This window comes from Streptantibioticus parmotrematis (assembly GCF_019890615.1).
Classification (GTDB): domain Bacteria; phylum Actinomycetota; class Actinomycetes; order Streptomycetales; family Streptomycetaceae; genus Streptantibioticus_D; species Streptantibioticus_D parmotrematis.
The window spans coordinates 335505-360939 of the sequence record NZ_JAINVZ010000002.1 but is presented as its reverse complement, the minus strand read 5'-3'; the positions used below and the strand labels follow the sequence as shown (position 1 = coordinate 360939).

At 72.9% G+C, this 25435-nt stretch carries 24 protein-coding genes; 16 read left to right on the top strand and 8 right to left on the bottom strand.

The window, feature by feature from the left end; all coding sequences use genetic code 11:
- Window positions 1-41 precede the first annotated feature (41 nt).
- Window positions 42-674, bottom strand: a complete 633-nt coding sequence (locus K7472_RS04405) for a DUF6542 domain-containing protein (protein WP_222974030.1) — start codon at window positions 672-674, stop codon at window positions 42-44.
- A 224-nt stretch (window positions 675-898) separates the two neighbouring features.
- On the opposite strand from K7472_RS04405, the gene xseA reads away from it, so the two are divergent.
- From xseA to K7472_RS04390, 3 genes are all read left to right on the top strand, one after another.
- Window positions 899-2125, top strand: a complete 1227-nt coding sequence (gene xseA / locus K7472_RS04400) for an exodeoxyribonuclease VII large subunit (RefSeq protein ID WP_222974028.1) — start codon at window positions 899-901, stop codon at window positions 2123-2125.
- Window positions 2126-2134: 9 nt separating this feature from the next.
- Window positions 2135-2413 carry an exodeoxyribonuclease VII small subunit gene (locus K7472_RS04395; RefSeq protein ID WP_222974026.1) on the top strand — a complete coding sequence of 93 codons (279 nt, stop codon included), beginning with the start codon at window positions 2135-2137 and terminating at the stop codon, window positions 2411-2413.
- Window positions 2414-2616: 203 nt separating this feature from the next.
- Window positions 2617-3210: a malonic semialdehyde reductase gene (locus tag K7472_RS04390; protein WP_222974024.1), complete on the top strand. Its 594-nt coding sequence runs from the start codon at window positions 2617-2619 to the stop codon at window positions 3208-3210.
- A 54-nt stretch (window positions 3211-3264) separates the two neighbouring features.
- Here the strand turns inward: K7472_RS04390 and K7472_RS04385 are convergent, their stop codons facing one another.
- Window positions 3265-3771, bottom strand: coding sequence for a DUF4245 domain-containing protein (locus K7472_RS04385; protein WP_222974385.1), 507 nt, complete (start codon window positions 3769-3771; stop codon window positions 3265-3267).
- Between the two features lie 224 nt (window positions 3772-3995).
- Here K7472_RS04385 and glpX point away from each other — a divergent pair, with 224 nt between their 5' ends.
- Window positions 3996-5030, top strand: coding sequence for a class II fructose-bisphosphatase (gene glpX, locus K7472_RS04380; protein ID WP_222974022.1), 1035 nt, complete (start codon window positions 3996-3998; stop codon window positions 5028-5030).
- Between the two features lie 113 nt (window positions 5031-5143).
- Here glpX and K7472_RS04375 read toward each other — a convergent pair whose 3' ends face one another.
- Window positions 5144-5497, bottom strand: a complete 354-nt coding sequence (locus K7472_RS04375) for a WhiB family transcriptional regulator (protein ID WP_109451706.1) — start codon at window positions 5495-5497, stop codon at window positions 5144-5146.
- 263 nt (window positions 5498-5760) lie between these two features.
- Window positions 5761-6465 (bottom strand): DUF1707 SHOCT-like domain-containing protein, encoded by a 705-nt coding sequence (locus K7472_RS04370; RefSeq protein ID WP_222974020.1) that lies wholly within the window; start codon window positions 6463-6465, stop codon window positions 5761-5763.
- Window positions 6466-6623: 158 nt separating this feature from the next.
- Between K7472_RS04370 and K7472_RS04365 the strand changes: the two genes are divergently transcribed.
- From K7472_RS04365 to K7472_RS04335, 7 genes are all read left to right on the top strand, one after another.
- Window positions 6624-8288 carry a fumarate hydratase gene (locus K7472_RS04365; protein ID WP_222974018.1) on the top strand — a complete coding sequence of 555 codons (1665 nt, stop codon included), beginning with the start codon at window positions 6624-6626 and terminating at the stop codon, window positions 8286-8288.
- Between the two features lie 75 nt (window positions 8289-8363).
- Entirely contained in the window at window positions 8364-8639 is a 276-nt protein-coding gene (locus K7472_RS04360) for a ribbon-helix-helix domain-containing protein (RefSeq protein WP_222974016.1), read from the top strand.
- The gene (locus K7472_RS04355) at window positions 8636-9058 is read left to right on the top strand and encodes a PIN domain-containing protein (RefSeq protein ID WP_222974014.1); all 423 of its coding nucleotides are present in this window, start codon (window positions 8636-8638) and stop codon (window positions 9056-9058) included. Before K7472_RS04360 ends, K7472_RS04355 begins: the two co-directional genes overlap by 4 nt.
- An 83-nt stretch (window positions 9059-9141) precedes the next feature.
- Window positions 9142-10548, top strand: coding sequence for a class II fumarate hydratase (locus K7472_RS04350; protein WP_222974012.1), 1407 nt, complete (start codon window positions 9142-9144; stop codon window positions 10546-10548).
- Window positions 10549-10607: 59 nt separating this feature from the next.
- A complete protein-coding gene (gene fomD, locus K7472_RS04345) occupies window positions 10608-11300 on the top strand; it encodes a cytidylyl-2-hydroxypropylphosphonate hydrolase (protein ID WP_222974010.1) in 693 nt (230 codons plus the stop codon).
- A gap of 119 nt (window positions 11301-11419) precedes the next feature.
- Window positions 11420-12103, top strand: coding sequence for a class I SAM-dependent DNA methyltransferase (locus K7472_RS04340; protein WP_372457916.1), 684 nt, complete (start codon window positions 11420-11422; stop codon window positions 12101-12103).
- Window positions 12104-12155: 52 nt separating this feature from the next.
- Window positions 12156-14174: a SpoIIE family protein phosphatase gene (locus tag K7472_RS04335; protein WP_308013769.1), complete on the top strand. Its 2019-nt coding sequence runs from the start codon at window positions 12156-12158 to the stop codon at window positions 14172-14174.
- A 213-nt stretch (window positions 14175-14387) separates the two neighbouring features.
- Here K7472_RS04335 and K7472_RS04330 read toward each other — a convergent pair whose 3' ends face one another.
- On the bottom strand, window positions 14388-16622 hold the full coding sequence (locus tag K7472_RS04330; RefSeq protein ID WP_372457905.1) for a transglycosylase domain-containing protein: 2235 nt from the start codon (window positions 16620-16622) through the stop codon (window positions 14388-14390).
- Window positions 16623-16827: 205 nt separating this feature from the next.
- On the opposite strand from K7472_RS04330, the gene K7472_RS04325 reads away from it, so the two are divergent.
- From K7472_RS04325 to K7472_RS04315, 3 genes are all read left to right on the top strand, one after another.
- Complete coding sequence (locus K7472_RS04325) at window positions 16828-17352, top strand: PadR family transcriptional regulator (protein ID WP_222974003.1); 525 nt, start codon at window positions 16828-16830, stop codon at window positions 17350-17352.
- Window positions 17349-18083: an ABC transporter ATP-binding protein gene (locus K7472_RS04320; RefSeq protein WP_372457904.1), complete on the top strand. Its 735-nt coding sequence runs from the start codon at window positions 17349-17351 to the stop codon at window positions 18081-18083. Before K7472_RS04325 ends, K7472_RS04320 begins: the two co-directional genes overlap by 4 nt.
- A gap of 104 nt (window positions 18084-18187) precedes the next feature.
- Window positions 18188-20542, top strand: a complete 2355-nt coding sequence (locus tag K7472_RS04315) for an FtsX-like permease family protein (protein WP_222974379.1) — start codon at window positions 18188-18190, stop codon at window positions 20540-20542.
- An 84-nt stretch (window positions 20543-20626) separates the two neighbouring features.
- Here the strand turns inward: K7472_RS04315 and K7472_RS04310 are convergent, their stop codons facing one another.
- Entirely contained in the window at window positions 20627-21649 is a 1023-nt protein-coding gene (locus K7472_RS04310) for a hydrogen peroxide-inducible genes activator (protein WP_372457915.1), read from the bottom strand.
- A gap of 88 nt (window positions 21650-21737) precedes the next feature.
- Between K7472_RS04310 and K7472_RS04305 the strand changes: the two genes are divergently transcribed.
- Together K7472_RS04305 and K7472_RS04300 are read left to right on the top strand one after the other, a co-directional pair.
- The gene (locus K7472_RS04305; protein WP_222974001.1) at window positions 21738-22295 is read left to right on the top strand and encodes a peroxiredoxin; all 558 of its coding nucleotides are present in this window, start codon (window positions 21738-21740) and stop codon (window positions 22293-22295) included.
- 9 nt (window positions 22296-22304) lie between these two features.
- A complete protein-coding gene (locus tag K7472_RS04300) occupies window positions 22305-22841 on the top strand; it encodes an alkyl hydroperoxide reductase (protein WP_222973999.1) in 537 nt (178 codons plus the stop codon).
- Window positions 22842-22913: 72 nt separating this feature from the next.
- On the opposite strand, the gene K7472_RS04295 is transcribed toward K7472_RS04300, so the two are convergent.
- Window positions 22914-24338, bottom strand: coding sequence for an AI-2E family transporter (locus K7472_RS04295; RefSeq protein ID WP_222973997.1), 1425 nt, complete (start codon window positions 24336-24338; stop codon window positions 22914-22916).
- A 216-nt stretch (window positions 24339-24554) separates the two neighbouring features.
- Complete coding sequence (locus K7472_RS04290; protein WP_222973995.1) at window positions 24555-25229, bottom strand: aggregation-promoting factor C-terminal-like domain-containing protein; 675 nt, start codon at window positions 25227-25229, stop codon at window positions 24555-24557.
- Window positions 25230-25435 lie beyond the last annotated feature (206 nt).

Genomic DNA, 25435 nt, shown 5'->3' with positions numbered 1-25435 from the left:
CGAGCCGCAGGGCGCCGCCCCGCCCCCACGACGGCGAACGCCTACGGCCGCTCGCGCCTCCGCGCCCGTCGCGCCGCCGCCCCCTCCGTCGGGCGTTCCCCGAAGTGGCGGGCGGCGGCGACCGCCGCCGACAGCAGGGTTCCGGTGTAGAGCCAGCCGGTGCGCTCGGCGAGGCCGGCGACCGTGGCCGCCGCATGCGCGAGGAGGCCGCCGCCCCCGTCGTCACCGGTGATCACCAGCGCCACGGCGAACGCGATCGGCGCGCTGACCGGCGCGGCGGCCAGGTCGGCGCGCCGTACCCACAACGCGCCCGCCACGGAGGCCAGCACGAAGACCACGCCGAAGAACGCGCCGGGCTGATCGGCGAAGAGCACGTTGAGCCCCCCGCCCAGCAGCGTCAGCACGCCGATGACGACGCCCGCGCCGAAGCCGGTGAGCTTGGCGTCCGGGCGGGCCAGCCTGCCCAGCCGCTCACCGAGGCCGACGGCGCCGCGTGCGGCCGGGGCGCGCCGGGCCCGGCCCGCGTGCGGCGCGTCGGCGCGCGGCGAACGGCGGGTGCGGTCCGACCGGGGTGCCGTCGGGCGCGGCAGCCTGGGCCGGGCGTCGGCCGTCGCCGAACGGGGCGCGCCGGAGGTGCCGGACGGGTTCGGGGTACGCGTGCGCGGTTGGTCCACCCCACCAACGTAGGGGCGCAAGCGGGAGGAACCGGGCGTGGGACACGCGGAAGTCGCCCGCCTTGCCGCCGCACGGGCCCCAAACCCGCGCGTCTCGCCGCCGCCCGACCCCCCAAACCCGCCCACCACGCCGCTGCCCAGTCTCCCGAAGCCGCCCGCCCGGCCCTTCGGGCGGGCCCCCCGCGCTGCCGTCCGCTGTCGGTGGCTGCCGCTAACCTCCCCGTATGGCTGTCACCACGTCCGCGGAAGCGCCGATCCCGGTCGGCGAGGTGTCGCGGCTGATCGGAGGGTGGATCGACCGGCTGGGCGCGGTCTGGGTGGAGGGGCAGATCACCCAGTTGTCGCGGCGTCCCGGTGCCGGGGTGGTCTTCCTGACGCTGCGCGACCCGTCGCGGGACGTGTCGATCAGCGTGACCTGCTTCCGCGCGGTCTTCGAGGCGGTCGCCGACGCGGTCAGCGAGGGCGCCCGGGTCGTGGTGCACGCCAAGCCCGAGTGGTACGCGCCGCGCGGCCAGCTGTCGCTGCGCGCCGCCGAGATACGCCCGGTGGGCGTCGGCGAGCTGCTGGCGCGACTGGAGCGGCTGAAGAAGTCGCTCGCGGCCGAGGGCCTGTTCGCGCTGGAGCGCAAGAAGCCGTTGCCGTTCCTGCCGCAGCTGATCGGCCTGGTCTGCGGCCGCGCCTCGGCCGCCGAGCACGACGTGCTGGAGAACGCGCGGCTGCGCTGGCCCGCCGTCCGCTTCGAGGTGCGCAACGTGCCCGTGCAGGGCGCGTACGCGGTGCCGAAGGTCGTCGAGGCCGTGCGGGAGCTGGACGCGCTGCCCGAGGTGGACGTGATCGTGGTGGCGCGCGGCGGCGGCAGCGTGGAGGACCTGCTGCCGTTCTCCGACGAGGAGCTGATCCGTACGGTGGCGGCCTGCCGCACCCCGGTGGTCTCCGCGATCGGCCACGAGCCCGACTCGCCGCTGCTGGACCTCGTCGCCGACCTGCGCGCGTCCACCCCGACCGACGCGGCGAAGAAGATCGTGCCGGACGTCGGCGAGGAGCAGCAGCGCATCCGGCTGCTGACCGGGCGGGCGCTGCGCACCGTGACGCACCTGCTGGACCGCGAGGAGCGCGGCCTGCGGGCGGCGCTGAGCAGGCCCTGCATGGAGCGGCCGCACCTGATGGTCGAGGAGCGCGAGGAGCGGGTAGCCGCCCTCACCGAGCGTTCTCGGCGCACCCTGGGCCATCTGCTGGACCGCGCGGACGCGGACCTGGCGCACACCCTGGCCCGGGTCGTCGCCCTGTCCCCCGCGGCGACGCTGCGGCGCGGGTACGCGGTGCTCCAGCGGGAGGACGGCTCGGTGGTGCGGGCGGCCGGCGAGGTGGCGGACGGCGACGCGCTGCGGGCGCGGGTGGCCGAGGGCGAGTTCGCGGTCCGCGTCACCGGCGATGTCGGACCCTCCGCCTAGGCTTGCGCCATGGCAGATCAGGACACGGCGGAGACGGCGGATCAGGACACGCTGGGGTACGAGCAGGCGCGCGACGAGCTGATCGACGTCGTGCGGCGGCTGGAGGCGGGCGGCTCGACCCTGGAGGAGTCGCTCGCCCTGTGGGAGCGCGGCGAGGAGCTGGCCCGCGTGTGCCGCCGTTGGCTGGACGGCGCCCGCGCCCGGCTGGACGCGGCGCTGGCGCGGGAGGACGGCGAGGAGGGGGACGCCGAGGACGGCGGGACGGGCGAAGGCGACGCGGCGTCGTAGGCCACGGCCTGCCCCACGTGACGCGTGGCGCCCCACGTGACGGCTCCGTACAGCGCACCGCGTTTTGGCGCGTAATCGGCCGACGTGGCGCGCGTCACACCCGATTCAGGAATGGTTGAACTTTCAGGCAAGTTGTCCCGGATGACACTGCCCGTCGACCACGCGCGCCCCGCGTTGTCCGATATCCATGAGGTTGTCCGGATATGTCGCTCATTCTCGACCCCGCCGCCCAGGACCTGCTGTTCCGCGAGGCCCACACCGCCAACACCTTCACCGACGAGCCGGTGACGGACGAGCAGGTGAAGGCCGTGTACGACCTGGTCAAGTACGCGCCGACCGCGTTCAACCAGTCCCCGCTGCGGGTCGTGCTGGTGCGGTCCGCCGAGGCCCGCGAGCGGCTGCTCGGCCACATGTCCGAGGGCAACCGGGCGAAGACCGCCGCGGCGCCGCTGACCGCGATCCTGGCCGCCGACAACGAGTTCCACGAGGAGCTGCCGAAGCTCTTCCCGCACTTTCCGCAGGCCAAGGACGCCTTCTTCAGCGAGCGCGCGGTCCGCGAGCGCTCCGCCGCGTTCAACGCCGCGCTCCAGGTCGGCTACTTCATCGTCGGCGTGCGCGCCGCGGGCCTGGCCGCCGGTCCGATGACCGGCTACGACCCCGAGGGCGTCAACAAGGAGTTCTTCGCCGACGGCGAGCACGCGGTGCTGGCCGTGGTCAACATCGGCAAGCCGGGCGACGACGCGTTCCGCCCGCGCTCCCCGCGCCTGGAGTTCGACGAGGTCGTCACCACCGTCTGAGCCCCGGACCGGCGTCAGGGCACGGGTGCCGCCGCCGCGTCAGGGACCGCGACCTCAGGTCCGCAGCGCGGCGGCCAGCTCGGCGAGCTGGCTGAACGGCGCGGTGCCGTCCACCACCGTGGTCACCCCGTGCTCGGTGCGGGCCAGCGCCTGGTAGCGGCCACCGGTGTAGCGGTCCCAGGTCTGCCCGGCGACGGTCTGCGTGCCGTGCCGGGTGGACTGCTGGGTGGTTGTGGAGACGAAGGCTCCGGCCGCCCCGTTGCTCTGGTCGACCGAGGCGTACTGCCCCTGCGGGTCGATGAACCCCAGGTGCCAGGTGCTCGCCTTCGGGTCGGAGCCGTCGTACGTCACCGAGGTCGCCCGCCACTGCTTCGGCAACCCCTCGGGGGCGGCCACCGGGTAGGGCGCGGCGTGCCGCGCCTGGCCCAGCTCGACGTTGTAGCTCACGGTCTTCACCGGGTCGGTCCCGCCGTGCGGCAGGAAGATGTAGAGCCCCGCCACGACGACGCCCATGACCAGGATCGAGAGCATCATGTCCCGCACTGTCTGCTTGCCACGCATACCTGCCACGCCCCCTATCGTCCCCCATGGCGTCGGCGGGTCGTGCCACGGGTCCCGGGTGGCGTCGGGCGGAACCGGGACCCGGGCCCGGCCGGGCGGGTACGGGCGGCCGATGGCGGGTACCGGTGCTCATGTGTAGGGCCCCCTGCTCAGACCGGCGCGCGACCGATAAAGTCACATCACCCTCTTGATCCGGCCGTCGCCGTACAGAAAGGTGCGCTCCGATGACCGAGCACCACCACCTGCCGCCCCCACTCGAAGTCAGCCCCGAGGCTCCCGACCGCAACCTCGCGCTCGAACTGGTCCGGGTGACCGAGGCCGCCGCCATGGCCGCCGGCCGCTGGGTCGGCCGCGGCGACAAGAACGGCGCCGACGGCGCGGCGGTCAAGGCCATGCGCACCCTGGTGCACACCGTGTCGATGAACGGCGTGGTGGTGATCGGCGAGGGCGAGAAGGACGAGGCGCCCATGCTCTTCAACGGGGAGCAGGTCGGCGACGGCTCGGGCGCCGAGTGCGACGTGGCGGTCGACCCGATCGACGGCACCACGCTGAACGCCAAGGGCATGCCCAACGCGATCTCGGTGCTCGCGGTCGCCGAGCGCGGCGCGATGTACGACCCGTCCGCCGTCTTCTACATGGACAAGCTGGTCACCGGCCCGGAGGCCGCGGACTACGTGGACATCACGGCGCCCGCGTCCGTCAACATCCGCCGGGTCGCCAAGGCGAAGAACAGCGCGCCCGAGGACGTCACCGTGGTCGTGCTGGACCGGCCGCGCCACGACGGCCTGGTGCGGGAGATCCGGGAGACCGGCGCGCGCATCAAGTTCATCTCGGACGGCGACGTGGCCGGCGCCATCATGGCCTGCCGCGAGGGCACCGGCGTGGACCTGCTGCTGGGCGTCGGCGGCACCCCCGAGGGCATCATCACGGCCTGCGCGATGAAGTGCCTCGGCGGCACGATCCAGGGCAAGCTGTGGCCGAAGGACGACGCCGAGCGGCAGCGCGCGATCGACGCGGGCCACGACCTCGACCGCGTCCTGCTCACCGACGACCTGGTCAGGGGCGACAACGTGTTCTTCGTCGCCACCGGCATCACCGACGGCGAACTGCTGCGCGGCGTGCGGTACAAGGCGGAGACGGCGACCACCTCGTCGCTGGTCATGCGCTCCAAGTCGGGCACGATCCGGCAGATCGACTCCACGCACCGGCTCTCCAAGCTGCGCGCGTACAGCGCGATCGACTTCGACCGCGCGCGCTGAGCGACCCGCCTCCCGGCAGCGGTCGTACGACACACCACGGGCAGGGGCCCCGCCGTCACGTACGGCGGGGCCCCTGCCCGTGGTGCTGGTGCGCGGTCTGCCCGCGGCGCGGCTCAGCCGACCGCCGCGACCTGTGCGGTGCGCTGGAGTTCGGCGTCCCTGCGGCGGCGGCGGGCCAGCACGACCCGGCGCTCCGCGGCGGTCAGCCCGCCCCACACTCCGTACGGCTCGGGCTGGAGCAGGGCGTGTTCCCGGCATTCGAGCATCACCGGGCAGCGTGCGCAGACCTGCTTCGCGGCCTCCTCACGGGACAGCCGCGCCGCGGTCGGCTCCTTCGACGGGGCGAAGAACATCCCCGCCTCGTCACGCCGGCACGCCGCCTCGGCGTGCCACGGGCCGGCCAGATCCCGGTGGTGACGATACGAGGGTGTGGTCGCGTCCCTGAGGGGCTCGATCGGTTGCAGCACGGGGTACTCCTGACGACGGCTTCGGCGTTGTGTTCACCCTTGCCCGCCGCTGCGCACGGCTGTCATCGTCCGTTTCTCCCCGCCCAGCCGCACGAGAGACGTGCACCAAGCCTTACCCGCTGTGCGCTCTTTCATGCGGAGAGTACGCGGACCGCGGCGCGCGGCCCCGCGCGCGGGCCAACTCCGCGCCGTTCCCCGCCCGTTGACCGCCCCGCGAACCGTCCGTGGCCTCGCCGTCAGGCGCCCTCGTCGGACCGCCGCCGTCAGGCGCCGCCGGTCTCCCCCGGGGCGGTCTCCCCGCGCCCCCACGCCTTCAGCCGCTTGCCCTTCTTGCGCTTGGCGCTCACCCCGCCGAACAGCGCGACCCCGGTGACCACCACGACCGGGGCGTCCGGGTCGGCCGACTCGTGGGTCTCGACGTCGAAGCCGCCGAAGATGCCGGTGCCCGTGCAGCGCAGGGTGACGTTCTCCGGGACCTTGATGTCCGTGCCGCCGAAGACCGCGAGGGTGTGGATCACCGTCTCGCGGCGGTCGAAGACGGCCTCGGTCAGGTCGATCTCGACGCCGCCGAAGCAGGCGAACGCGTTGGTGCGGCGGCCGACCCGCCAGCGGCCCTTGCGGGTGGCGCCGCCGAAGACCGCGACCAGGCTCTGCACGCCCTCGTCGCTCGTCGGCTCGGCGGCCCACGGCCGGGGCGCGGGGGCCGGGCCCGGCGCGGCCTGCTGCCGGTGCGCGGGCAGGTCGCGGACCAGCGGCTCCAACTCCCCCACGGTGCGGGCGGAGTACGCGGCGTCGATCCGTTCCGAGTGCTCCTCGTGGGTCAGCCTGCCCTCGGCGAGCGCGTCGCGGAGGATCTCGGCGACGCGGTCGCGGTCGGCGTCGGAGGCTTTCAGGTCCGCCTCGGCGAACGGCCGGGGCGCGGGCTGACTGGGCTGCTGCTCTCGCTTCTGGAGCGACGACTCGTCCACGGGCCCCACGATAGCCAAACGCGATAGATCGTGACCAGAGCGGTCGCGGGAGCGGACGGTCCGGCTGGTGAGCCTTACCTAACTTTCCCGGCCGCCGCCAGGCCGTTCTACGCTGGTCGTCCTGCCGTCAACGCCGCCGAGTGAGGACACCGCCGACCATGCCTGAGTTCACCTACACGGATCTGCTTCCGCTGGGCGAGGACACCACCTCGTACCGCCTGGTGACCTCCGAGGGCGTGAGCACCTTCGAGGCCGACGGCCGCACGTTCCTCAAGGTCGAGCCGGAGGCGCTGCGCGAGCTGGCCGCCGAGGCGATGCACGACATCGCGCACTACCTGCGCCCGTCCCACCTCGCCCAGCTGCGCCGCATCCTGGACGACCCGCAGGCGTCGCCCAACGACAAGTTCGTGGCGCTGGACCTGCTGAAGAACGCCAACATCGCGGCGGCGGGCGTGCTGCCGATGTGCCAGGACACCGGCACCGCGATCGTGATGGGCAAGCGCGGCCAGAACGTGCTGACCTCCGGCGGCGACGAGGAGGCCCTCTCGCGCGGCGTGTACGACGCGTACACCAAGCTCAACCTGCGCTACTCGCAGATGGCGCCGCTGACGATGTGGGACGAGAAGAACACCGGCTCCAACCTGCCCGCGCAGATCGAGCTGTACGCGACCGACGGCGGCGCGTACAAGTTCCTGTTCATGGCGAAGGGCGGCGGCAGCGCCAACAAGTCGTTCCTCTTCCAGGAGACCAAGGCGGTCCTCAACGAGGCGTCGATGATGCGCTTCCTGGAGGAGAAGATCCGCTCACTGGGCACCGCGGCCTGCCCGCCGTACCACCTGGCGATCGTGGTCGGCGGCACCAGCGCCGAGTACGCGCTCAAGACCGCGAAGTACGCCTCCGCGCACTACCTGGACGAGCTGCCGTCTCAGGGCTCGCCGGCCGGGCACGGCTTCCGGGACAAGGAGCTGGAGGAGAAGGTCTTCGAGCTGACGCAGCGGATCGGCATCGGCGCGCAGTTCGGCGGCAAGTACTTCTGCCACGACGTGCGCGTGGTGCGGCTGCCGCGGCACGGCGCGTCCTGCCCGGTCGCGATCGCGGTGTCCTGCTCGGCGGACCGGCAGGCGCTGGCGAAGATCACCGCCGAGGGCGTCTTCCTGGAGCAGCTGGAGACCGACCCGGCGCGCTTCCTGCCCGACACCACCGACGAGCACCTGGCCGCCGACGGCGACGTGGTGCGCATCGACCTCAACCAGCCGATGGACGCCGTCCTCGCGGAGCTGACGAAGTACCCGGTCAAGACCCGGCTGTCGCTGACCGGCCCGCTGGTCGTGGCCCGCGACATCGCGCACGCGAAGATCAAGGAGCGGCTGGACGCGGGCGAGGAGATGCCGCAGTACCTCAAGGACCACCCGGTGTACTACGCGGGCCCGGCGAAGACCCCCGAAGGCTACGCCTCAGGTTCCTTCGGCCCGACCACGGCCGGGCGGATGGACTCCTACGTGGCGCAGTTCCAGGCGGCGGGCGGCTCGAAGGTGATGCTCGCCAAGGGCAACCGCTCCCAGCAGGTCACCGACGCGTGCGCGGCCCACGGCGGCTTCTACCTCGGCTCGATCGGCGGCCCGGCGGCGCGTCTCGCGCAGGACTGCATCAAGAAGGTCGAGGTCGTCGAGTACGAGGAGCTGGGCATGGAGGCGGTCTGGCGGATCGAGGTCGAGGACTTCCCGGCGTTCATCGTGGTCGACGACAAGGGCAACGACTTCTTCCAGGACCCGGCCCCGACGACCCCGACCTTCACGAGCATTCCGGTGCGGTCGCAGGGCTGAGAGGGGGCGCGCCGGGCGGCGGTGCCCAGGTCCGCGCCATTGCAGGCCTGACATACGGCGAGTATGGTCCACTGTATGGCTACCAGGAAAGTGACCGTGACCATCCCGGAGGACCTCCTCGACGAGATCCGGGCCGAGGCGGACGAACGAGGCATCTCTGCCTACGTCACCGAGGCGCTGCGCTCGAAGCGTGACCGGGACCGGCTCCTGGAGCTGGTGCGGTGGCTGGAGGAGGAACACGGGCCGGTCACCGACTCCGAGCGCTCGGCAGCGTACGGCGCGCTGGACGACCTGGACGCCGAGCACGAGCGCCGCCAGGCCGCCGCCAAGCGTGCCGGCGAGGCCGCGTGACCCCGAAGCGTGACCGCGAGGCGAAGCCGCTTCGCGTCTTCGTGCTGGACTGCGAGGCGCTGTCGCTCGCTGTCCGCGGAGATCGCTCGATGATCGCCTGGCTCGACCTCGCCGCACGGGGAGAGGCTGACGTCGTCACCTCCCCCATGACGCTGGTCGAGGCGTACGACGGCAGGACCACGGAACAGCGCTGGGACTGGGTGCTCTCGCGCGTCAAGGTGGCCGGCTTGGGCAAGGAGGAGGCCCGAAGGGCCCGTCGGCTGTTGGGCGACACGAACCTGCACGGTCACAAGTACGCGATCGACGCCATGCTCGCCGTCGTCGCGCTCTCGCAGCGAGGCCAGGTCACCGTCTTCACCTCCGACGTGGACGATCTGGAGAAGTTGCTTCCGGACCGCATCGTCGTCAGAAAGGTCTGACGCGGCCGCGACCGATCCTCCGCGGGGTTGAGACCATCGAGGTCGCCGGGAACAGATCGCCCGTCGCGGGCACTGTCATAAGCATGAGCGACGACAACGTGAACGCGGGCGGGTTTCGGGTCGAGCACGACTCCATGGGGGAGGTGCGGGTGCCGGCCGAGGCCAAGTGGCGGGCGCAGACGCAGCGGGCCGTGGAGAACTTCCCCGTGTCGGGGCGGACGCTGCGGCGGGCGCACATCGAGGCGCTGGGGCGGATCAAGGCCGCCGCCGCCCGGGTCAACGCCGAGCTGGGCGTGGTCGACAAGGCGGTCGCCGAGGCGATCGAGCGGGCCGCCGAGGAGGTCGCCGAGGGGCGGTGGGACGCGCACTTCCCCATCGACGTCTTCCAGACCGGCTCCGGCACCTCGTCCAACATGAACGCCAACGAGGTCGTCGCCACGCTGGCGAGCGAGCGGCTGGGCCGCGGCGTGCACCCCAACGACGACGTCAACGCCAGCCAGTCGTCCAACGACGTCTTCCCCTCCTCCCTGCACATCGCGGCCACCGCCGCCGTCGTGCACGACCTGATCCCCGCGCTGGAGCACCTGGCCGCCTCGCTGGAGCGCAAGGCGCGGGAGTTCGCGGACGTGGTGAAGTCCGGCCGCACCCACCTGATGGACGCCACCCCCGTCACGCTGGGCCAGGAGTTCGGCGGCTACGCGGCCCAGGTGCGCTACGGCGTCGAGCGGCTGCGCGCCTCGCTGCCGCGGCTGGCGGAACTGCCGCTGGGCGGCACCGCGGTCGGCACCGGCATCAACACCCCGCCCGGGTTCGCCGCCCGCGTCATCGAGGAGCTGACCCGCACCACCGGGCTGCCGCTGACCGAGGCCCGCGACCACTTCGAGGCGCAGGGCGCGCGGGACGGCGTGGTGGAGACCTCCGGGCAGCTGCGGACGATCGCGGTCGGCCTGACGAAGATCGTCAACGACCTGCGCTGGATGGGCTCGGGCCCGCGCGCCGGGCTCGCCGAGATCACGCTGCCCGATCTCCAGCCCGGCTCATCGATCATGCCGGGGAAGGTCAACCCGGTGATTCCCGAGGCGGTGGCGCAGGTCGCCGCACGGGTGGTCGGCAACGACGCGACGATCGCGTGGGCGGGCGCCGCGGGCAACTTCGAGCTGAACGTGATGCTCCCGGTCATCGCGGACAGCGTCCTGGAGTCGGCCGGGTTGCTGGCCTCGGTCTCCCGGCTGCTCGCCGACCGCACGGTGGACGGCATCACGGCCAACGTGGAGCGGGCCCGGCAGTACGCGGAGTCCTCGACGTCCGTCGTCACCCCGCTCAACCGGTACATCGGCTACGAGGAGGCGGCCAAGGTCGCCAAGCAGTCGCTGGCGGAGCGCAAGACGATCCGCGAGGTCGTCGAGGAACGCGGCTACGTGGAGCAGGGCAAGCTGACCCGCGAGCAGCTGGACGAGGCGCTGGACGTGCTGCGGATGACCCACCCGTAGCCGTGCGGGCACCCGGAAGCCGGGCCGCACGCGCGGCCCGGCTTCCGTAGGATCCGTGCATGACAGCCGACGCTCACGCCCTGACCGGCCCGCACGACGTCGCCCGCTGGGAGCCGGGCACGCACATCCTGTGGCGCTACCGGGGCAACGGCGAGCGGTACGGCGACCAGGTGCACATCGCCCGGCCGGTGACCGTGGTGCGCGACGACGCGGAGCTGCTCGCGGTGTGGATGGCGCCGGGGACCCGGTGCGTCAAGCCGGTGCTGGCCGACGGCACGCCCGTGCACCGCGAGCCGCTGCGCACCCGTTACCGCAAGCCGAGGACGACCACGGTGGAACGCTGGTGGGGCACCGGGGTGCTGAAGCTGGCGCGGCCGGGCGATCCGTGGTCGGTGTGGTTGTTCTGGCGACCCGAGTGGCGGTTCAAGAACTGGTACGTCAACCTGGAGGCGCCGCATCGCCGTTGGTCGGGTGGTGTCGATTCACAGGACCACTTCCTGGACATCGCGGTCAATCCGGACGGCAGTTGGAGGTGGCTCGACGTGGACGAGTTCACCCAGGCGCAGGCCGACGGATGGGTCGGCCCGGAACTGGCGGAAAGCGTGCGGGAAGCGGGCGCTCGGGCGGTTTCGGTGATCGAGGAGTGGGGGCCGCCGTTCCGCGACGACTGGCCCGCGTGGCGGCCCGATCCGTCCTGGACGGTGCCCACTCTCCCGGACGACTGGGACCGGCTAATTCCCCGAGCCCCTTGATACCACCCTCCCCCGGGTACGTAGGATCGTCCTTCGCGGCATCGCCGAAAAAGCAAGCAGCGACCAAGGCTTGACGCTCAGTCAGGCCGACCAGAGGAGCCAGGGAGCCCGTGGAGTCCGTGGGAAGCGACGGCTACGAGTACGGAGTGCCGGACCGCACCGGCCAGGCCGAGGCGTTCGACGCCATAGGCGACCGGTACGACGACGCCTTCCCGCACAAGGAGGGACAACTCGCGGCGGGCGCCTGGCTCGCCGGGTCCCTGCCGGCCGGGTCGCGCGTGATCGACCTCGGCTGCGGCAGCGGTGTGCCGACGACGCGTCAACTCAGCGACGCGGGCCACAAGGTGGTCGGCATCGACCTGTCGTCCAAGATGGTCTCGCTGGCCCGTGAGCGGGTGCCGGACGCGGTCTTCCACCAGATGGACATCGCGGACCTGCGACCGGGCGGCCCGGGCGAGACGGTGGCGGGCGGCAAGGGGCGCTACGACGGCGCCACCGCGTTCTTCTCGCTGCTGATGCTGCCGCGCGCGGAGATCCCGCTGGCGCTCGCGACGGTGCGTGAACTCCTGGTGCCGTCAGGGTTGCTGGCGCTTTCCATGGTGGAAGCGGACGTGGATGATTTCGCCATTCCGTTCCTCGGTCACACGATCCGGGTATCTGGATACTTGCGGGACGATTTGCGACGGGTCGTGTGTGACGCGGGCTTCGAGATCGTCGAGGAGTCCTCGTACTCGTACGCCCCGGCGAGCACCGATGTGCCGCCGGAGGAGCAGCTCTTCCTGCACTGCCGGCGGCTCACCTGAACGGTTGCGCAGGTTGCCTGCGGCGCACGGACGGACGGATGGAACCCCTAGCGTGACGGAGCACCGCGCCCCTCGGCGGGCGGCCGAGGAGATAAGCGCGTCCAGCGGTGCCGCCGCGCGCCCGCACGAGCCGGGCGCCAGCGGCGGCGATGCGGGCGTGCCCGCGGACCCCCGCGGCGGATCCCGGCCGGGGTCGCGGACCGCGGCCGGTGCCGGACCCGGCGAGGGGCCCGGGGAGCACCGGGTGCGGGCCACCACCCAGGACGGCCCGGCGGCCCGCCCGCCGCGACCGCGTGAACAGCCGCCGCGGGAGCCCGCTTCCGTGCCCGGGCCTGCGCCCGCCTCCCAGCCCGTGAGGGCTTCCGGCGGGGCGCACGCGGGACCGGCCGAGCCGGAGACCGGACGGCTGCGGTACGTGGGCGCCGCCACCCGGCGGATCGCCCGCGGCCTCGACCTGGACGAGATCGTGCTGGGCCTGTGCCGCTCGGTGGTGCCGACCTTCGCCGACGCGATCCTGGTCTACCTGCGTGATCCGCTGCCGGTGGGCGACGAACGGCCGGTGGAGCCGCTGGTGCTGCGGCTGCGCAGGACCGACCGCATCCCGGAGGACGCCGACACCGAGGGCACGCTCGGCCCGCGCCTGCCGCTGGTGCCCGCGCCGGAGGTGAGCGCCGCCGCGGAGACCACCCGGGTGCGGATGGACGGTCCGCTGGCGGAGGTGCTGCGCGGGGTGCGGCCGTTGTTCGCGGAGACCGAGCAGGTCGAGCAGGCGCTCGCCGAACTCGTCGACTGCGAGGTGCCCACCGGGCGGCGGGCCGTGCTGGCCCCGCTGCGCGGCCGGCGCCGGGTGATCGGCGCGGCGGTGCTGCTGCGCCGCCCGGACCGGCCCGCGTTCGAACCGGACGACCTGCTGATCGCCGCTCAGCTGGCCACCCACACCGCGCTCGGCGTGGACAAGGCGGTGCTCTACGGCCGCGAGGCGTACATCGCCGACCAGTTGCAGCGCGCGATGCTGCCCGACTCGCTGCCGCAGCCCACCGGCGTGCGGCTGGCCAGCCGCTATCTGCCCGCGGCGGAGACCGCGCGGGTCGGCGGCGACTGGTACGACGCGATCCCGCTGCCGGGCAGCCGGGTGGCGCTGGTGGTCGGCGACGTGATGGGTCACTCCATGCAGTCGGCCGCGATCATGGGCCAGTTGCGCACCACGGTGCAGACGCTGGCCGGGCTCGACCTGCCGCCGCAGGAGGTCCTGTACCACCTGGACGAGCAGGCCCAGCGCCTCGGCCACGACCGCATGGCGACCTGCGTCTACGCGGTCTACGACCCGATAGCGCACCGGCTGGTCGTGGCCAACGCCGGGCATCCGCCGCCCGTGATGCTGCACGCGAACGGGCGCACCGAAGTGCTCAAGGTGCCCGAGGGCGCCCCGATCGGGGTGGGCGGCGTGCCGTTCGAGGCGGTCGAGCTGCCCGCGCCCGCGGACGCGACCTTACTTCTGTACACCGATGGCCTGGTGGAGTCGCGTACCCGGGACGTGTGGTCCGGGATCGAACGGCTCCGCGAGCGGCTGGGCGCGGTCGGCTCGATCGTCTGCCCGCCGCCCCTGGAACCGCTGTGCGACGAGGTGCTGGACATCCTCGGGCCCGGCGACCGGGACGACGACATCGCGTTGCTGGCCGCCCGCTTCGACGGCATCGCGCCCAGCGACGTCGCCTACTGGTTCCTCGAACCGCATCCGCAGACCGCGGGCCGGGCCCGCCGCCTGGTGCGCAGGGCGCTGCGCCGCTGGGACCTGGACGACCTGGCGGACTCGGTGGAACTGCTGGTCAGCGAGGTCGTGACCAACGCGGTGCGGTACGCGGGACGCCCCATCACGCTGCGGCTGCTCCGTACCGACGTGCTGCGCTGCGAGGTCGGCGACGACGCGCCGCAGCTGCCCCGGATGCGGCACGCCGGGACCCAGGACGAGAACGGGCGCGGGCTCTTCCTCGTCCACCGGCTGGCCCAGCGGTGGGGGGCCACCCGGCTGAGCGCGGGCAAGGTGGTCTGGTTCGAACTGCCGCTGCCCTGAGCGCGGTGCGCGGCCGGCACGGTTCCCCCCGGGAGTGCCGGCCGCCGCGCCGGGCAGGCGTGCCCTGTTGCCGAGGGCGCGGCGCGCCTGTTGACTGCCGGTAAGGGCGGCACCGCGTCCTCGTCGCCCGAGGGACCGCAGCCCCGTGGCACGAGACGTCCGCTCCGTGCCACGGGGCTGCATCGCGTCCGGATCAGTCCCGGATCAGCCTGATCAGCCGAAGCCGGGTACGCCCTGCTGCTCGTCGCCTCCGCCGCCCGGGTCGACCGGCTGACCGCTCGTCGTCGGGTTCGGCGGGTTCGGGCTGACCGGCGGCTTGGGCGAGCGGGACGGCACCGGCGGCTCGCTGGGGTGCGTCGACGGGGTGTGCGAGGGCACCGTGGGCGCCGAGGGGCCGGTGGAGGCGGGGCTGGACGGCGGCGCGGAGGACGGCGTGTGCGACGGGATCGGCGCGTCGGGCACCACGCCCGCGCCCTGGTCGGTGTCGAGGTCGAAGTGCTCGGCGTCCTCGCCGCTGATCGCCGCCTGGGTGTAGGCGCCCCAGATCTGCGCGGGGAACGTGCCGCCGTTGACCCGGCCGTCGCCGCCCGCGCCGGACAGGGTCACCTGGGCGCCGGTCTTGGCGTCCTGGCCGAACAGGCCGACCGAGGTGACCAGGTCCGGGGTGTAGCCGGTGAACCAGGCCGACTTGTCGCTGTCGGAGGTGCCGGTCTTGCCCGCGACGTCGCTCTTCTGCTGGGCGGCCGAGCCGGTGCCGGAGTTGACCACGCCGGTGAGCACCGAGGTGACCGCGTCGGCGGTGGCCCGGCTGACCGCCTGCCCGCCGATCGGGCTGGACAGCTGGGCCGGGGTGCCGTTGCGCACGGCCGACTTGACGATGCTGGGGGTCACCTTCTGGCCGTGGTTGTCGAAGGTGGCGTAGATCCCGGCCATGGTCAGCGGGCTGGCGCCCATCGTGCCGAGCGCGATCGACGGCCCGTCGCGCAGGCCCTCGGTGCTGGACGGCATGCCGAGGCCGACCGCGGTGTTGGCCACCTTGTCGAGACCGGCGTCCACCGCGAGCTGGGCGAAGACCGAGTTGACGGAGTCGTCCATGGCCTTCTGCACGGTGATGTTGCCGTAGTTGACGCCGTCCTCGTTGGGCGGCGCGAACGGCACGGACGCGCCCTGCACCGGGCGGCGACTGGTGCCGTCGTAGATCGTGGAGGCGTCGATCGGCCGCCCGTCCTGGGTGGTCGCGTGGTTCTCCAGCGCCGAGGCGAAGGCGATCGGCTTGAAGGTGGAGGCGACCTGGTAGTCGGAGCGGGTGGCGTTGGAGACGTAGTGCTCGGTGTAGCCCGCGCCGCCGTAGAGCGCCACGATGTAGCCGGTCTTGGGGTCGACGGAGACCGCGCCCGGCTGGACGGCGGCGTCGGTCTTGCGGTCCTTCGGGTCGAGCTGGCTGGTCAGCTCGGTCTTGACCGCGTTCTGCAGGTCGCGCTGCTTGGACGGGTCGATGGACAGGGTGATGGTCCAGCCGCCCGCCGCGAGCTGGGCGTCGGTGATCGCGCCGCTGGACTCCAGCTGGTGGTCGGCGAGTTCGACGAAGTAGCCGCTCTGGCCGGTGAGTCCGGGCAGCGGCTTGGGGGCGATCGGGACCGGGAAGGTGGCCTTGGCGCGGGCGGCCGGGTCCATCCACTTCATGCCGACCATGTTGTCGAGCACGTAGTTCCAGCGGGCGGTCACCAGCTTCTTGCCCTCGGGCCCGGCGACCGCCCAGTCGTACTGGCTGGGCGCCTGCACCAGCGAGGCCAGGTAGGCGCCCTGCTCGGCGTCGAGCTTGCTGACGTCGACGCCGTAGTAGGCCTGGGCGGCGGCCTGGACGCCGTAGGCGCCGCGGCCGAAGTAGGCGGTGTTGAGGTAGCCGTCGAGGATGTCGGACTTGCTGACTTCCTGGTCGACCTTGAGCGAGATGATCAGCTCCTTGGCCTTGCGGCTGATCGTCTGGTTCTGGTCGAGGTAGTAGTTCTTGACGTACTGCTGGGTGATCGTCGAGCCGCCCTGGGTGCCGTGCCCGGACAGGGTGTTGTAGACGCCGCGGGCCATGCCCTTGAGGTCGACGCCCTTGTCCGAGTAGAAGGTCTTGTTCTCGGCGGCCACGAAGTCGTGCTGGACGGCCACGGGTATCTGGCTGAGCGGGACCTTCTCGCGGTTGATCTCGCCGGTGCGGGCGATCACCTTGCCGTCGGCGGTCTTGTAGACGTTGGCCTGGGCGGTGGCGGCCGCGTTCGCGTCGGGCACGTCGACCATGAAGTACAGCGCGACGAACGCGCCGATGCCGAGCACCAGCACGCCGAGGGCGCAGCCCAGCGCCCAGCGCAGTACGCGGCCCAGGGTCCAGCCCCTGCCGTTGCCCTTGGCCCTGCCGCCCCGGCTTCCGCCGGTGCCGGCCCCGTTCCTGGTCCGCACGATCCGTCTCTCCTCAGCCAACAGACGCGATCGCCGAACCTAACACCACTAGCTGCCACTATTTGCCGAAAATCGAACAATATCGGCACGTGAGAAGGGCCACGCCGATGGCCGGGAACCAAAGCGGGCGCCACCCCGAACCGGCGAACGTGGCCGCTTCCGCACCTATACACGCGGTGTATACGCATGGTGTAGAGTCCCTCGCATGTCAATCGGCCACACCTTTCTCGGACTCCTGGAGTCGGGGCCACGCCACGGTTACGACCTCAAGCGGGCCTTCGACGAACGCTTCGGGCAGGACCGCCCGCTCGCCTACGGCCAGGTCTACTCGACGCTGGCCCGGCTGCTGAAGAACGGCCTCGTCGTGGTCGAGGGCATCGAGCCCGGCGGCGGTCCCGAGCGCAAGCGGTACGCGGTCACCGACGCGGGCGTCACCGACGTCGAGGACTGGCTCGCGCGGCCCGAGCGCCCCGAGCCGTACCTGCACAGCACCCTCTACACGAAGGTGGTGCTCGCCCTGCTCACCGGGCGCAGCGCCGCCGACCTGCTGGACTCCCAGCGCTCCGAGCACCTGCGGCTGATGCGCGAGCTGACCCGCCGCAAGACGGACGGCGACCTCGCCGACCAGCTGGTGTGCGACCACGCGCTGTTCCACCTCGAAGCCGACCTGCGGTGGCTCGAACTGACCGCCGCCCGGCTCGACGACCTGGCGAAGGAGGTCCGGTCGTGAGCGTGGCACGCGACGCCCAGGCCGCGGACGACGGCGCGCGACCCGGGCGGCGTCCCCTGCTGACCGCCACCGGGCTGCGCAAGACCTACGGCACCACCCCCGCGCTCGACGAGGCGGACTTCTCCATATCCCCCGGCGAGGTCGTGGCCGTCATGGGCCCCTCCGGCTCCGGCAAGTCGACGCTGCTGCACTGCCTGGCCGGGATCGTCCGCCCCGACGCGGGTGTGGTCCGCTACCGGGACCGGGAGCTGTCGGCGATGCCGGACGCCGAACGCAGCAGGCTGCGGCGCGACGAGTTCGGCTTCGTCTTCCAGTTCGGCCAGCTCGTCCCGGAACTGACCTGCCTGGAGAACGTGGCGCTGCCGCTGCGGCTCGGCGGGGTCAGGCGCAAGGAGGCCGAGCGCCGCGCCACCGAGTGGCTGGAGCGCCTGGAGGTCGCGGAGGTGACCCGGCAGCGGCCCGGCGAGGTCTCCGGCGGCCAGGGCCAGCGGGTCGCGGTGGCCCGCGCGCTGGTCACCGAGCCGCGGGTGGTCTTCGCCGACGAGCCGACCGGCGCCCTCGACTCGCTCAACGGCGAGCGGGTGATGCGGCTGCTGACCTCGGCGGCCCGCGACACCGGCGCGGCCGTCGTGCTGGTCACCCATGAGGCGCGGGTCGCCGCGTACTCCGACCGCGAGGTCGTGGTGCGCGACGGGCGCTCGCGCGACCTGACCCGGGAGCCGGCCGCGTGAGCGCGCCGCACCCCGAGCGCCCCGCGCGCTCCGAGCACCCCGCGCGCTCCGGCTCCGCGGCGCACGACCCGTTCCGTGTCTGGGCGCGCGACCTCGGTCTCGGCATGCGGTTCGCCGTCACCGGGGGCCGTGAGGGCTGGATCCGTACGCTGCTGACCGCGGTCGGCGTGGGTCTCGGCGTGGCCCTGCTGCTGACCACCGCCGCCGTGCCCGCGATGTTGCAGGCCAGGTCGGACCGGACCAGCGCCCGGTCCACCGACGGCTCGGGCGCCGAACCGACGCGGCCGGGCCCGCACACCCTGCTGGTCGAGCCGGCGAACACCACCTACCGCTGGTACGACATCACCGGCGACCTCTTCGAACCCGAGGGCGCCGAGCCGCCGTTGCCGCCCGGGGTGAGCCGGATGCCGGGGCCGGGCGAGATGGTGGTCTCCCCCGCGCTCGCCTCGATGCTCGCCGACCCGGCGGACAGGCTGCTGCGCGAACGGCTGCCGCAGCACGTCGTCGGGACCGTGGGCGCGGCCGGGCTGAGCGGTCCGAAGGAACTGCTCTACTACGCGGGCGCCCATGGGCTCTCCCAGTACGTCGGGATGACCCGGCGCATCGACCGCTTCGGCGGCGGGTTCCCGCAGGACCCGTGGACCCCGGTGCTGATCGTGCTGCTCGTCATCGTCTTCGTGGTGCTGCTGGTGCCGGTCGGGGTCTTCGTCGCGACCGCGGTGCGCTTCGGCGGCGAGCGGCGCGACCGGCGGCTGGCGGCGCTGCGGCTGATCGGCGCCGACTCCCGGACGACGCGGCGGATCGCGGCCGGTGAGGCGCTGTGCGGCGCGCTGTTGGGGCTGGTCGCCGGAGCCGCGGTCTTCCTGGGGCTGCGGCGGGCGATCGGGACGTTCTCCCTCGACCAGACCAGCGTCTTCCCCTCCGACATGACGCCCGCCCCCGAGCTGGCCGCGCTGATCGCGGTGGCCGTGCCGGTGGCCGCGGTGCTGGTGACGCTGCTGGCGCTGCGCGGGGTGGTCATCGAGCCGCTGGGCGTGGTGCGCGGCGCGACGCCCCGAAGGCGGCGGCTGTGGTGGCGGCTGCTGGTGCCCGCGGCCGGGCTCGCGATGCTGTACCCGCTGATCGGCACGGTCGCCGCGACCGGCCCGGCCTCCTCGGTGAACCGGCCGCAGGTCGCCGCGGGCGCGGTACTGCTGCTGCTCGGGCTGACCACGCTGCTGCCGTGGCTGGTGCAGACGGTGGTCGCCCGGCTGGGCGGCGCCGGTCCCGTGCCGTGGCAACTGGCTTCCCGCAGCCTCCAGTTGTCGTCCGGCGTGGCGGCGCGGACGGTCAGCGGGATCACCGTGGCGGTGGCCGGGGCGATCGCGGTGCAGGCGGTGTTCGCCGGTGTGGCGGGCCAGTTCACCCACGACACCGGTCAGGACCCGGCGTCGGCGCAGATGGCGGTCGACATTCCGGTGCGCGACGGCTCCCAGGTCAAGCGGGTCGTCGGCGCCTTCCGCACCACCGAGGGCGTGCGCCAGGTGATGGGCACGGCGGAGAGCGGGGCCGCCGACCTCGGAGCCGCCGCCAGGGCCAGGGACGCGGCGCGGTCCGGGCACGGCGAGCAGGCGGAGGACGACCTGAGCACGACCGGGATCACGGTGGGCGACTGCGCCACGCTGCGGCAGGTCGCCCGTATCGGGTCGTGCTCCCCCGGCAGCGTCTTCCTGGTGACCGGCCTGTACGGCAGCCCGCCCGACCCGCTGCTCACGCCGGGGCACCGGCTCGACCTGAGCGTCCCCGGCACGCCCGGCGCGACCGGCGACGGGCCCAGGCCGTGGACCATCCCGGCCTCGGCGCGGACCGTGACCGGGGAGACGGACGCCACCGGCTACGAGCGCTCGGGCGTGCTGGCCACCCCGGAGGCGCTCGACCCGGACCTGCTCCAGGCCCCCCAGGCCCGCATCGCCATCACGCTGGACCCGGGCGTGCCGGACGCCGAGGACCTGGTGCGCAACACGGCGGTGCGCATCGACCCGTCGGACCCGACGACGACGCTGCACGCGACCCAGGAGGCCCAGCGGTACGTGAGTCTCCGGCGCGGGCTGATGATCGGGGCGGTGGCGGTGCTGGTGATGATCGGGGCCAGCCTGCTGGTGTCGATGCTGGAGCAACTGCGCGAGCGCAGGCGGCTGCTGGCGACGCTGGTGGCCTTCGGCACCCGGCGCCGCACGCTGGGCCTCTCGGTGCTGTGGCAGGCCGCGGTGCCGATGGCGCTGGGGCTGGTGCTCGCCGTGGCGGGCGGCCTGGGGCTCGGCGCGGTGCTGCTGCGGGTGGTCAACGAGTCGGTGGGCTTCGACTGGGCCTCGGTCGCGGTGATGGCGGGCGCGGGCGCAGGCGTGGTCGTGCTGGTCACGCTGCTGAGCCTGCCGCCGCTGTGGCGGATGATGCGGCCGGACGGCCTGCGCACGGAGTGAACGGGCGCCCGGGCGGGCCGCGTCGACCCGCCCGGGCGCTCGACCGCTCAAGCACTCAAGGCCGCCGGAGGCTCCTCGGCCCGCTCAGGCCGCCATGCGCACCGGCAGCGGGCGCAGGGTGTCGCGCAGGGCGGCGGCGAAGGTCTCGAACTCCTGGGCCCGCGCCGTCCCCGTCCGCATCGCCAGCGCGATCCGCCGTACCGGCGCCGGGTCCTGGAAGGTGCCGGTGGCCAGCCGGGCGCCGCGGCCCACCTCGACCGGGACCGCGGTGCGCGGCAGCAGCGTGACGCCGAGGCCGCCCGCGACCAGCTGGACCAGGGTGGACAGGCCGGCCGCGCTGGTGGTCACCGGCGCCCCCTCGGCGCGGCCCACCTCGCGGCAGATGTCGAGGGCCTGGTCGCGCAGGCAGTGCCCCTCGGAGAGCAGCAGCAGGTCGAGGTCGCGCAGTTCGCGGCGCGGGATGTCGTCGCGTCCGGCGAGCCGGTGGTCGCGCGGCATGACCAGGACGAAGTCCTCGTCGAACAGGGGCAGTTCGGTGATCGCGGGCAGTCCCAGCGGCACCGCGAGCAGCAGCAGGTCGAGCCGTCCGGCGGTCAGGCCCTCGGTCAGCGAGGCGGTCTGCTCCTCGTGGACCTGGAGGTCGAGGTCCGGATAGCGGTCGTGGACCAGGCCGAGCACGGACGGCAGCAGGTAGGGCGCCACCGTCGGGATGACGCCGAGCCGCAGCACGCCGGTGAACGGCGCCCGTACCGCCTCCGCCTCCTCCATCAGGTCGGCGACCGCGTCCAGTACGCTGCGTGTCCGCGCCGCGAGGCGTTCCCCGGCGGGGGTGAGCAGGACGCGGCGGGTGGTCCGTTCCACCAGCCGGACGCCGACGACGTCCTCCAGCGCGGCGACGGCGGCCGACAGCGCGGGCTGGCTGGTGCCGGTGACGGCGGCGGCGTCCCGGAAGTGCAGGTGCTCCGCGACCGCGGCGAAGGCCCTGAGCTGGGCGAGGCTGGGCTGACGCTGCGCTTTGACGGCGGGCTCCCCGGGACGTGCGGTGGCGGGCGCACCCGGCGGGTGCGGAGGACACCTCCCAGGATACTGATCAGCCCTACCTATCAGTAGGTCGCGCCGGGGCGATTTCTGTGATCAATCATGGCTGTGGCACGGTGGGTCACGTCCAACCCGCGCAAGCACAGGAGACCCCTCAATGCTCACTGTCGGTGACCAGTTCCCCGCTTGGAAGCTCATGGGCGTGGAAGGCCCGTCCGACGACAAGCTGGAGATCAAGGAGTACAGCTCCGAGGACTTCGGCAAGGGCTGGTCGGTCGTCTTCTTCTGGCCGAAGGACTTCACCTTCGTCTGCCCGACCGAGATCGCCGCGTTCGGCAAGCTGAACGAGGAGTTCGCCGACCGCGACGCGCAGGTGCTCGGCGTCTCCGGCGACTCGGAGTTCGTCCACCACGCCTGGCGGCGTGACCACGCCGACCTGCGTGAGCTGCCCTTCCCGATGCTGGCCGACTCCAAGCACGAGCTGATGCGCGCCCTCGGCGTCGAGGGCGAGGACGGCTTCGCGCAGCGCGCGGTCTTCATCGTCGACCAGAACAACGAGATCCAGTTCTCGATGGTGACCGCCGGTTCCGTGGGCCGTAACCCCAAGGAGGTCCTGCGGGTGCTCGACGCGCTGCAGACCGACGAGCTGTGCCCGTGCAACTGGAGCAAGGGCGACGAGACCCTGGACCCGGTCAAGCTGCTCTCCGGGGAGTGATCCGCTGACATGGCACTCGACACCCTGAAGTCCGCGCTGCCGGACTACGCCAAGGACCTCAAGCTCAACCTCGGTTCGGTCATCGGCAACTCCGACCTGCCGCAGCAGCAGCTGTGGGGCACCGTGCTCGCGGTGTCCATCGCCGCGCGCAGCCCCATCGTGCTGCGCGAGCTGGAGCCGGAGGCCAAGGCCAACCTGAGCCCTGAGGCGTACACCGCGGCCAAGGCCGCCGCCGCCGTCATGGCGATGAACAACGTCTTCTACCGCACCCGGCACCTGCTGTCGGACCCGGAGTACGGCACGCTGCGCGCGGGCCTGCGGATGAACGTCATCGGCAACCCGGGCGTGGAGAAGGCCGACTTCGAGCTGTGGTCGCTCGCGGTCTCCGCGGTCAACGGCTGCGGCCAGTGCCTGGACTCGCACGAGCAGGTGCTGCGCAAGGCGGGCGTGAGCCGCGAGGTCGTCCAGGAGGCGTTCAAGATCGCGGCGGTCGTGCAGGCCGTCGCCACCACGCTGGACGCGGAGGCGGCGCTGGCCTCGGCCTGACGCCGGTCCGCCCTTCGGCAACGACAGAGCGGGGTCACGGGAGTCGTCTCCCGTGACCCCGCTCTCGTCGTGTCAGCCCTCTTCCGGGGCGGGCGCGGCGGGCGGCGTGGGCGGCTCGGATGGCGTGGATGGCGTGGGCGGCGCGGCCTCCGGGACCGCCTGGCGCAGCGCGTTCTCCCGTACGTGCTGGCGCAGGTAGCCGACCACCGTGTTGGTGACCGCGACCAGCGGCACCGCCACCACCGCGCCGCCGATCCCGGCGATCAGCGAACCGGACGCCACCGCCAGCACCACGCCCAGCGGGTGCACCCGCACCGCGCGGCCGAGGATGAACGGCTGGAGGATGTGGCCCTCGATCTGCTGCACCGCCAGGACCACCACCAGCACCATCAGCATGGTGAACGGCCCCTGCGTCACCAGCGCCACGATCATCGCCAGCGCGCCGGAGGCCACCGCGCCGACCATGGGGATGAAGGCGCCCAGGAAGATCAGCACGGCCAGCGGCACCGCCATCGGCACCCCGAGGAAGTAGATCCCCACGCCGATGCAGACCGCGTCGATGAACGCGACGATCACCGTGCCGCGCACGTAGAGCGTCAGGGTGCGCCAGGCGCGCGGCCCGGCGCCGGCCACGCCCTCGCGGGCGTCGCGCGGGAAGAGCTTGAGCACCCAGTTCCACACGTTGCGGCCGTCGTAGAGCAGGAACAGGGTGGAGAACATCGCCAGGAAGAGGCTGGTGAAGACCTCCAGGACCACCGTGACGCCCTGGAGACCGGCCGAGGTGATGGTCTCGGCGTTGGTGCCGACCGCGTGCTGGAGGTTCTTGGCGATCTGGTTGATCTGCTTCTCGGTCACGTGGAACGGCGAGTTGAGCAGCCACTTCTTCAACTGGCCGATACCGGCCTGGAGCTGGTCGGAGAGCTGGTCGGTGTTCTCCATCACCTGCCAGACCACGAACCAGCCGACCAGGCCCATCACCACGAAGCCGCCGATGAACGTCACCGCGGTGGCCAGGCCCCGCGGCAGCCCGGCCCGCTTGAGCCGGGCGACGATCGGCTGGAGCAGCGCGGTGATCAGCAGCGCGGCCACGAACGCCAGCACCACCAGCTTGATCGCGGAGATCACCCGCATCAGGACGTACAGCGAACCGGCCAGGATCAGGAAGCGCCAGGCGACCTCCGCGGCCACCCGCACGCCCCACGGCACCGCGACCACCGGGGCGCGAGGGGCGGCGACGGCGGGCGCGTAGGAGGGCGGCGGGGGCACGTAGTCGTCGTGCGCCTCGTCGTGCGCCTCCTCACGGGCCCGCTCGCGCTCCCTGAACCGGTCGTCGTCCCGGCGCTCCGCCCGGCGCTCGTCGGCCTCGCCGCGCTCCCCCAGACGCTCCTCGAACCGCTCCTCGCGGTTCTCCGCCGCCGCCTTGCGCTCGGCGAGGCGGCCGGCGGCCCTGGCGAGGCTGTCGGCGAGGCCGGTACGCCACCGGCTTGTGTGCGGCATGTCCGTTCCATCCCCTGCGGTGCTGGCGGTGCGCCCCTGAGCGGGCGCGCTCCTGAACCGCCCGGAAGGACGAGGTTACCCGGCGGCGGGGTTGACGGCCCCGGCGAGGCGGTACCGGCGGTCGGGCCGCGGACGCGCCGGTCACGCGACGAGCCCCGCCGGGAAGGCCCGGCGGGGCTCGTCGTGGAAGGCTCGGGCGTGCGGCCTCGGCGGTACTCAGTACCAGCCGTTGGCCTCCCAGAACTGCTGGGCGCCGCAGGGGCTGTGGTACCGGTCGTTCATGTAGCCCAGGCCCCACTTTATCTGCGTGGCCGGGTTGGTCCGCCAGTCGGCGCCCGCCGAGGCCATCTTGGAGCCGGGCAGGGCCTGCACCAGGCCGTAGGCGCCGGAGGAGGCGTTGGTCGCCTGGTAGTTCCAGCCGCTCTCGTGCGTCACGATCCAGGAGAAGCACTCGTACTGCTGCTCGTTGCCGATGATCTGCTGGGCCATCGCCTGGATGCCCGAGACCGAGTAGTCGCCCGAGCTCAGCGTGGACAGCGACTGGCGCTGCTCGTCGCGGGAGGCGGCCTCCTGCTTCAGCTTCGCCAGCTCGGCCTGCTTCTTCTTCAGCTCGGCCTGCTTGGCGGCCGCGACGCGGGCGGCCTGCTCGGCTGCCTGCTTCGCGGCGGCGTCGGCGGCGGCCTGCTGCGACTGGACCTGTTCGGTCAGCGACGCGACCTGCGCGTTGGTCTGCTGACCGTCGACGATGGTGTCGAGGGAGGTCGCGTCGGCGACGGGCTGCGCGGCTGCGGCGGTCGGCTCGCTGCCAGAGGCGACGCCCACGACGGCACCCACGGTGGTGACCGCGGTCGCTGACGCTACGGCGATACCCCGGACGGAGATCCGGCTCACACGGTTTCCTTCCAGCGTCGCCCGCGTTGGTGACCGCGCGGACGCAATCGTGCCCCTGACACTGGCCTCCCCCTGGTGGCGGACCGGAGTCCGACTGGTCACGGGAGGCACGGGCCCGGTGCGATCCCCGAGCGGGGTCCGCGTGGTGCTGGGCGGCTTACGGCCAACACTGTTCAGTTCTGGGGGTTTTCGCACCGTCGCCGGTG

Bases quoted from the DNA above. Each gene is read 5' to 3' on its own strand.
- K7472_RS04295 (WP_222973997.1), bottom strand. From the start codon at position 24,338: ATGCCGCACACAAGCCGGTGGCGTACCGGCCTCGCCGACAGCCTCGCC.
- glpX (WP_222974022.1), top strand. From the start codon at position 3,996: ATGACCGAGCACCACCACCTGCCGCCCCCACTCGAAGTCAGCCCCGAG.
- K7472_RS04305 (WP_222974001.1), top strand. From the start codon at position 21,738: ATGCTCACTGTCGGTGACCAGTTCCCCGCTTGGAAGCTCATGGGCGTG.
- K7472_RS04300 (WP_222973999.1), top strand. From the start codon at position 22,305: ATGGCACTCGACACCCTGAAGTCCGCGCTGCCGGACTACGCCAAGGAC.
- K7472_RS04385 (WP_222974385.1), bottom strand. From the start codon at position 3,771: ATGCGTGGCAAGCAGACAGTGCGGGACATGATGCTCTCGATCCTGGTC.
- K7472_RS04360 (WP_222974016.1), top strand. From the start codon at position 8,364: ATGGCTACCAGGAAAGTGACCGTGACCATCCCGGAGGACCTCCTCGAC.
- K7472_RS04390 (WP_222974024.1), top strand. From the start codon at position 2,617: ATGTCGCTCATTCTCGACCCCGCCGCCCAGGACCTGCTGTTCCGCGAG.
- K7472_RS04350 (WP_222974012.1), top strand. From the start codon at position 9,142: ATGAGCGACGACAACGTGAACGCGGGCGGGTTTCGGGTCGAGCACGAC.
- K7472_RS04315 (WP_222974379.1), top strand. From the start codon at position 18,188: ATGCGGTTCGCCGTCACCGGGGGCCGTGAGGGCTGGATCCGTACGCTG.
- xseA (WP_222974028.1), top strand. From the start codon at position 899: ATGGCTGTCACCACGTCCGCGGAAGCGCCGATCCCGGTCGGCGAGGTG.
- fomD (WP_222974010.1), top strand. From the start codon at position 10,608: ATGACAGCCGACGCTCACGCCCTGACCGGCCCGCACGACGTCGCCCGC.
- K7472_RS04325 (WP_222974003.1), top strand. From the start codon at position 16,828: ATGTCAATCGGCCACACCTTTCTCGGACTCCTGGAGTCGGGGCCACGC.
- K7472_RS04395 (WP_222974026.1), top strand. From the start codon at position 2,135: ATGGCAGATCAGGACACGGCGGAGACGGCGGATCAGGACACGCTGGGG.
- K7472_RS04365 (WP_222974018.1), top strand. From the start codon at position 6,624: ATGCCTGAGTTCACCTACACGGATCTGCTTCCGCTGGGCGAGGACACC.